At 75.0% G+C, this 5,491-nt stretch carries 8 protein-coding genes; 6 read left to right on the forward strand and 2 right to left on the reverse strand.

Features of this window, described 5'->3' with window-relative positions; genetic code table 11:
* The 3 genes from JNW89_RS26270 to JNW89_RS26280 form a co-directional block, all read left to right on the forward strand.
* On the forward strand, positions 1 to 746 hold a 746-nt coding region (locus JNW89_RS26270), incomplete at its 5' end, for an HAD-IC family P-type ATPase (protein ID WP_238450991.1).
* A gap of 29 nt (positions 747 to 775) precedes the next feature.
* A complete protein-coding gene (locus JNW89_RS26275; RefSeq protein WP_238450993.1) occupies positions 776 to 1,309 on the forward strand; it encodes a hypothetical protein in 534 nt (177 codons plus the stop codon).
* A gap of 69 nt (positions 1,310 to 1,378) precedes the next feature.
* Positions 1,379 to 2,008 (forward strand): DUF305 domain-containing protein, encoded by a 630-nt coding sequence (locus tag JNW89_RS26280; protein WP_238450995.1) that lies wholly within the window; start codon positions 1,379 to 1,381, stop codon positions 2,006 to 2,008.
* Between the two features lie 68 nt (positions 2,009 to 2,076).
* On the opposite strand, the gene JNW89_RS26285 is transcribed toward JNW89_RS26280, so the two are convergent.
* Positions 2,077 to 2,295 carry an SHOCT domain-containing protein gene (locus JNW89_RS26285; RefSeq protein ID WP_238450997.1) on the reverse strand — a complete coding sequence of 73 codons (219 nt, stop codon included), beginning with the start codon at positions 2,293 to 2,295 and terminating at the stop codon, positions 2,077 to 2,079.
* 152 nt (positions 2,296 to 2,447) lie between these two features.
* Entirely contained in the window at positions 2,448 to 2,747 is a 300-nt protein-coding gene (locus tag JNW89_RS26290) for a metal-sensitive transcriptional regulator (RefSeq protein ID WP_154939970.1), read from the reverse strand.
* Positions 2,748 to 2,842: 95 nt separating this feature from the next.
* Between JNW89_RS26290 and JNW89_RS26295 the strand changes: the two genes are divergently transcribed.
* The 3 genes from JNW89_RS26295 to JNW89_RS26305 form a co-directional block, all read left to right on the forward strand.
* Positions 2,843 to 3,052: a heavy-metal-associated domain-containing protein gene (locus JNW89_RS26295; protein WP_238450998.1), complete on the forward strand. Its 210-nt coding sequence runs from the start codon at positions 2,843 to 2,845 to the stop codon at positions 3,050 to 3,052.
* 34 nt (positions 3,053 to 3,086) lie between these two features.
* Positions 3,087 to 4,097 (forward strand): hypothetical protein, encoded by a 1,011-nt coding sequence (locus JNW89_RS26300; protein ID WP_238451000.1) that lies wholly within the window; start codon positions 3,087 to 3,089, stop codon positions 4,095 to 4,097.
* Between the two features lie 14 nt (positions 4,098 to 4,111).
* Positions 4,112 to 5,491 (forward strand): cation-translocating P-type ATPase (locus tag JNW89_RS26305; protein ID WP_238451002.1); only part of this gene is annotated, 1,380 nt, incomplete at its 3' end.

A 5,491-nucleotide genomic window follows, 5' to 3' on the forward strand; every position in this document is an offset into this window, starting at 1 on the left:
GTCCGGGCCGACATCGACGGTACGCCGTACGCGTCGGCGGCCCCGCGCTCCTGCGCGAGCAGGGGCTGGAGCTGCCCGAGGCGCTGGAGCCGGCGGCCCGGCGCTGGGCGGAGCGCGGCGCCGCGGTGCTGCACCTGGTCCGCCTGCCGGACACCGTCCTCGGCCTGCTCGCGCTCGCCGACGAGGTACGCCCCGAGGCCCGGGAGGCCATCGCGGAACTGCGTGCCGAGGGGGTCCGCCGCATCGCGATGATCACCGGGGACGCCCGGACGGTGGCCGAGGCGGTCGCCGCGGACCTCGGCTTCCGGCCCGGCGTCGACGAGGTCTTCGCCGAGGTGCTGCCCGCCGACAAGGACCGGAAGGTGACCGCGCTGCAACGCCGGGGGCTGCGGGTGGCGATGGTCGGGGACGGGGTCAACGACGCGCCGGCGCTGGCCCGGGCGGACGTGGGGATCGCGATCGGGGCGGGCACCGACGTGGCGATCGAGTCGGCCGGGGTGGTGCTGGCCTCCTCCGACCCGCGCGGGGTCGCCGGGGTGGTCCGGCTGAGCCGGGCGGCGTACCGGAAGATGCGGCAGAACCTCGCCTGGGCGGCCGGCTACAACGTGGTGGCGCTGCCGCTGGCGGCCGGCGTGCTGGCCTTCGCGGGGGTGGCGTTGAGCCCGGCGCTCGCCGCGGCGCTGATGTCCGCCTCGACGATCGTGGTGGCGCTCAACGCCCAACTGCTGCGCCGGGTACGCCTCTGATCCCGCCCGAGTCGGGCTAGCGTGGTCGGGTGGGAACGGCGACGGCGCGGCCGGCCGGGTGGTGGGCCCGGCTGCTCCTGCTCGCCTGCACCGTGCTCGGGCTGGCCGCCATGCACACCATCGGCCACGGCACGCACTCCGTCGCGTCCCACCCGGACGGCCACGCCGCCGTGTCGCAGCGGGTGATGCTGGCTCAGGCCGCCCTGCCCGAGGCGGTCCCGGTTGCCCACGGCGCCGCGCCCGAGGCGGTCCCGGCCGCCCATGCCGCCGCGCCCGAAGCGGTTCCGGTCGCCCAGGTCGCCTTGGCGGTGTCGTTCGCCGGCCAGGGCGACGCGGTGGCGCTTCCCGCCGACCAGCCGGGCGGTGCCCCGAGTGGCTGGAGTGTCTGCCTGGCGGTGCTCGGCGCGTTCACGGTGGCACTGCTGCTGGCGACGCTGCTGCTCGGCCGTGCCCGCCCCGCCGTCGACACCCGCCACCCGTCGGGGCCGTCGCGTGGGCCGCGCGCTCCGCCACCCCGCCCGGTCGGGCTCCGCCTCGTCACGGTGTCGGTGCTGCGCAGATAGGACGCCCCGACGCGGCCCCGCCGCGTCCCGCGTCCGTTGCGTACGTTTCCAACACCGAAAGGTCTGATCGTGTCCACTCGTACCATTGCGCGCCGTGCCGCCCTGGCCGGCGTCGCGCTCAGCGCCGCTCTCGCCCTGGCCGCCTGCGGCAGCGACGACCACCAGGCCGGCTCCGGCCACGACATGCCGGGCGCGGGCGCCCCCGCCGGCCCCTCGGCGAGCGCGTCCGCCACGTTCGGCGACGCCGACGTGATGTTCGCCCAGATGATGATCCCGCACCACCAGCAGGCGGTGCGGATGTCGGAGCTGGCCGACAGCCGTGCCGAGGACCCGGAGGTCAAGCACCTCGCCGCGCAGATCAAGGCCGCCCAGGCACCGGAGATCGCCACCATGACCGGCTGGCTCACCGCGTGGGGCCGGCCCGTCCCGTCCGGCAGCCCGTCCGGCGGCCACCACGACCACGGCATGCCGGGCATGATGTCCGACGCCGACATGGCGAAGCTGGCGGCCGCCTCCGGCCAGGAGTTCGACCGGCAGTTCCTGACCATGATGATCGCCCACCACGAGGGCGCGATCACCATGGCGGAGGAGGAGCTCGCCAGCGGCGCCAACGCGGACGCCAAGGCCATGGCGCAGCAGATCGTCAACGCCCAGCAGGGCGAGATCGACGCGATGAAGAAGATCCTCGCCCGGCTCTGACCGCCGCCGCCGGGGCGCCCGGAGCCGTCGTGGCTCCGGCGTCCCGGCCGGCGGGGTGACCGCGGCGGTCAGGCTCCGGTCCGCAGTGCCGACCGCCGTCGTTGGTACTCCTCGTCGTCGATCTCGCCGCGCGCATAGCGCTCGTCGAGGATCGTCCGCGCCGCGGCGGCGGCGGCCGTCGACGGCGGCGACTGCGCCAGCCGGTAGGTCAGGCAGCCCAGGGCCGCCAGGCCGGCCAGCACCGGCCAGATCCACATCAGGCCCGCCATCGGGCCGTACCCCATCATGGCCGCCCTCCGTCCGTGACTCGGGCGGCCGGTCCGGTGCCGGTGGCACCGGTCCCGGTCGTCACCTCCGACGCGAGTCGCGCCGACGGCGGACGTCCGGGGGCGGCGGGCCCGGGTCGACCGGGCCGAACGTCCCGAAGCGGAGGGCGGGCTCAGCCGCGCTTCATCAGGCGGCCGACGGCGGCCATCATCTCGGCGGCCATCTCGTCGGCGCGGCCCTCGGCGGCCCCCTCGTGCATGCAGTGCCGGGCGTGGCCGTCGAGCAGGCCGAGGGCGACCTTGTCCAGGGCGGCCTGGATCGCCGAGATCTGGGTCAGCACGTCAATGCAGTACCGGTCGTCGTCGACCATCTTCTCCACGCCGCGGACCTGGCCCTCGACGCGGCGCAGCCGCGCGAGCAGCTGGTCCTTGCTGGCGGTGTAGCCCCGGGTCGGGGTGCTCGGTGTGGTCATGGCAACCAGGATAGCGTACCCCTGGGGGGTATGCTACGGTCCTCGGGAGAGCTACCCCTGGGGGGTATAGCATGGGATGCGAGAGGAGAGCTGCCATGGTCACCACCACGTACCAGGTGCAGGGCATGACCTGCGGGCACTGCGTCAACTCGGTCAGCACCGAGGTGAGCGCGATCCAGGGCGTCAGCGACGTCCAGGTGGACCTGGCCTCCGGCCGGGTCACCGTCACCAGTGCGAGCCCGCTGGACATCGACTCCGTACGCGCCGCCGTCGACGAGGCCGGGTACGACCTCGTCGAGGCGTGACGGGGTCACGACCCCAGAGAACCGAGGTATTCCGATGAACACGGCGACGAAGCTGAGCGGTTTCGCCCTCGGCCTCGCGGCGGTGTTCGGCACGGCGTACGGGGTCGGCCACCTGGCCGGCCCCGTCACCCCGGCCGCCGAAACCCGCCACGAGCCCGCCGGCGCCGATCACGGCTCCGACCCGCACGGCAGCTCCGACTCGCACGGCGGCTCCGACTCGCACGGCGGCGACCCCGCCGCTGCCGCGCATCTGCCCGGCGGGCTGCTGGTCTCCGATCGCGGCTACACCATGCAGCCGGTGGACGCCCCGACCGGGCAGTTCGCCTTCCGGATCACCGGCCCCGACGGCGCTCCGGTGACCGGCTACGAGGTCGCCCACGACAAGCGGATGCACCTGATCGTGGCGCGGCGCGACCTGTCCGGCTTCCGGCACGTCCACCCCGAGCTGGGCGCCGACGGCACCTGGCGGGTCGACTCCCCGCTGGGCGGGCCGGGCGTCTGGCGCGCCTTCGCCGACTTCACCCCGTCGGGCGGGGAGCCGCTCACCCTCGGGGTCGACGTGACCGTCCCCGGCCAGCTCCAGCCCCGGCCGCTGCCGGCACCGGCCGCCAGCACCACGGTCGACGGCTACACGGTCACCCTCACCGGCACGCCGCAGCCGGGCCGCACCAGCCAGCTGACGCTGACCGTCAGCCGGGACGGGAATCCGGTCACCGACCTGGAGCCCTACCTCGGCGCGTACGGGCACCTGGTGGCGTTGCGGCAGGGCGACCTCGCGTACCTGCACGTGCACCCGGAGGGCGTGCCCGGTGACGGGCGTACCCCGGCCGGGCCGGCGGTGAGCTTCGCCGCCGAGGTGCCCTCGGCCGGCAGCTACCGGCTCTACCTGGACTTCCGGCACGGCGGGGCGGTGCACACCGCCGAGTTCACCGTGCTGGCCGGCGACGCCCCGGCGGCCCCGGCGAGCACGCCGAGCACCGCCCCGACCGCTCCCGCCCCGACCGCCGACGCCGGCCACGGCGTCCCCGGTCACGGGCACAACTGATCGGAGGTGCCGCGATGACCCCGACCACGAACTCCCTCCCGGTCGCACCCCACCGGATCGAGCTGGCCATCGGCGGGATGACCTGCGCGTCCTGCGCCGCCCGGATCGAGAAGAAGCTCAACCGGATGGAGGGCGTGACCGCCACCGTCAACTACGCCACCGAGAAGGCCACCGTCCGGTACGCCGACGAGGTCACGCCGGAGGACCTGATCGCCACGGTGGAGAAGACCGGCTACACCGCCGTCCTGCCGCCCCCGCCCACCCCGGCCGGTACGACCGGACCGGCCGCCGAGCCGGTCGACGAGCTGCGCGGCCTGCGGACCAGGCTGTGGGTCTCGGTCGCGCTGACCGTGCCGGTGATCCTGCTGGCCATGGTGCCGGCCTGGCAGTTCACCTACTGGCAGTGGCTGTCACTGACCCTCGCCGCCCCGGTGGTGGTCTACGGCGGGCTGCCGTTCCACCGGGCCGCCTGGATCAACCTGCGGCACGGCGCCGCCACCATGGACACCCTGGTCTCGCTCGGCACCCTGGCCGCGTTCGGCTGGTCGCTCTGGGCGCTCTTCCTCGGTGACGCCGGGATGCCCGGGATGACCCACCCGTTCCGGCTCGACATCACCCGCACCGATGGCGCCGGCAACATCTACCTGGAGGCGGCGGCCGGCGTCACCGTGTTCATCCTCGCCGGCCGGTACTTCGAGGCCCGTTCCAAGCGGACCGCCGGCGCCGCCCTGCGCGCCCTGCTGGAGCTGGGCGCCCGGGACGTCGCGGTGCTGCGCGGCGGCGTCGAGACCCGGATCCCGGTCGACCAGCTCGCGGTGGGGGACCGGTTCGTGGTCCGCCCCGGCGAGAAGGTCGCCACCGACGGGGTGGTGGACGAGGGCACGTCGGCCGTCGACGCCAGCATGCTCACCGGCGAGTCGGTGCCGGTCGAGGTCGGCCCGGGCGACACCGTGGTCGGCGCGACGGTGAACGCCGGTGGCCGGCTGGTGGTCACCGCCACCCGGGTCGGTGCGGACACCCAGCTCGCCCAGATGGCGAAGCTGGTGGAGCAGGCGCAGACCGGCAAGGCGGCCGTGCAGCGGCTGGCCGACCGGATCTCCGGCGCCTTCGTCCCGATCGTGATCGCCCTGGCCGCCGGCACGCTCGGCTGGTGGCTCGGCACCGGGGCGGGCCCGACGGCCGCGTTCACCGCCGCGGTCGCCGTGCTGATCATCGCCTGCCCGTGCGCGCTCGGTCTGGCCACGCCCACCGCGCTGCTGGTCGGGACCGGCCGGGGCGCCCAGCTGGGCATCCTGATCAAGGGGCCGGAGATGCTGGAGTCCACCCGCCAGGTGGACACGGTCGTGCTGGACAAGACCGGCACCGTCACCACCGGCCGGATGACCCTGGTCGAC

It is taken from the genome of Micromonospora sp. 4G55 (assembly GCF_016803375.1).

Bases quoted from the DNA above. Each gene is read 5' to 3' on its own strand.
- JNW89_RS26285 (WP_238450997.1), bottom strand. From the start codon at position 2,295: ATGATGGGGTACGGCCCGATGGCGGGCCTGATGTGGATCTGGCCGGTG.
- JNW89_RS26290 (WP_154939970.1), bottom strand. From the start codon at position 2,747: ATGACCACACCGAGCACCCCGACCCGGGGCTACACCGCCAGCAAGGAC.
- JNW89_RS26295 (WP_238450998.1), top strand. From the start codon at position 2,843: ATGGTCACCACCACGTACCAGGTGCAGGGCATGACCTGCGGGCACTGC.
- JNW89_RS26300 (WP_238451000.1), top strand. From the start codon at position 3,087: ATGAACACGGCGACGAAGCTGAGCGGTTTCGCCCTCGGCCTCGCGGCG.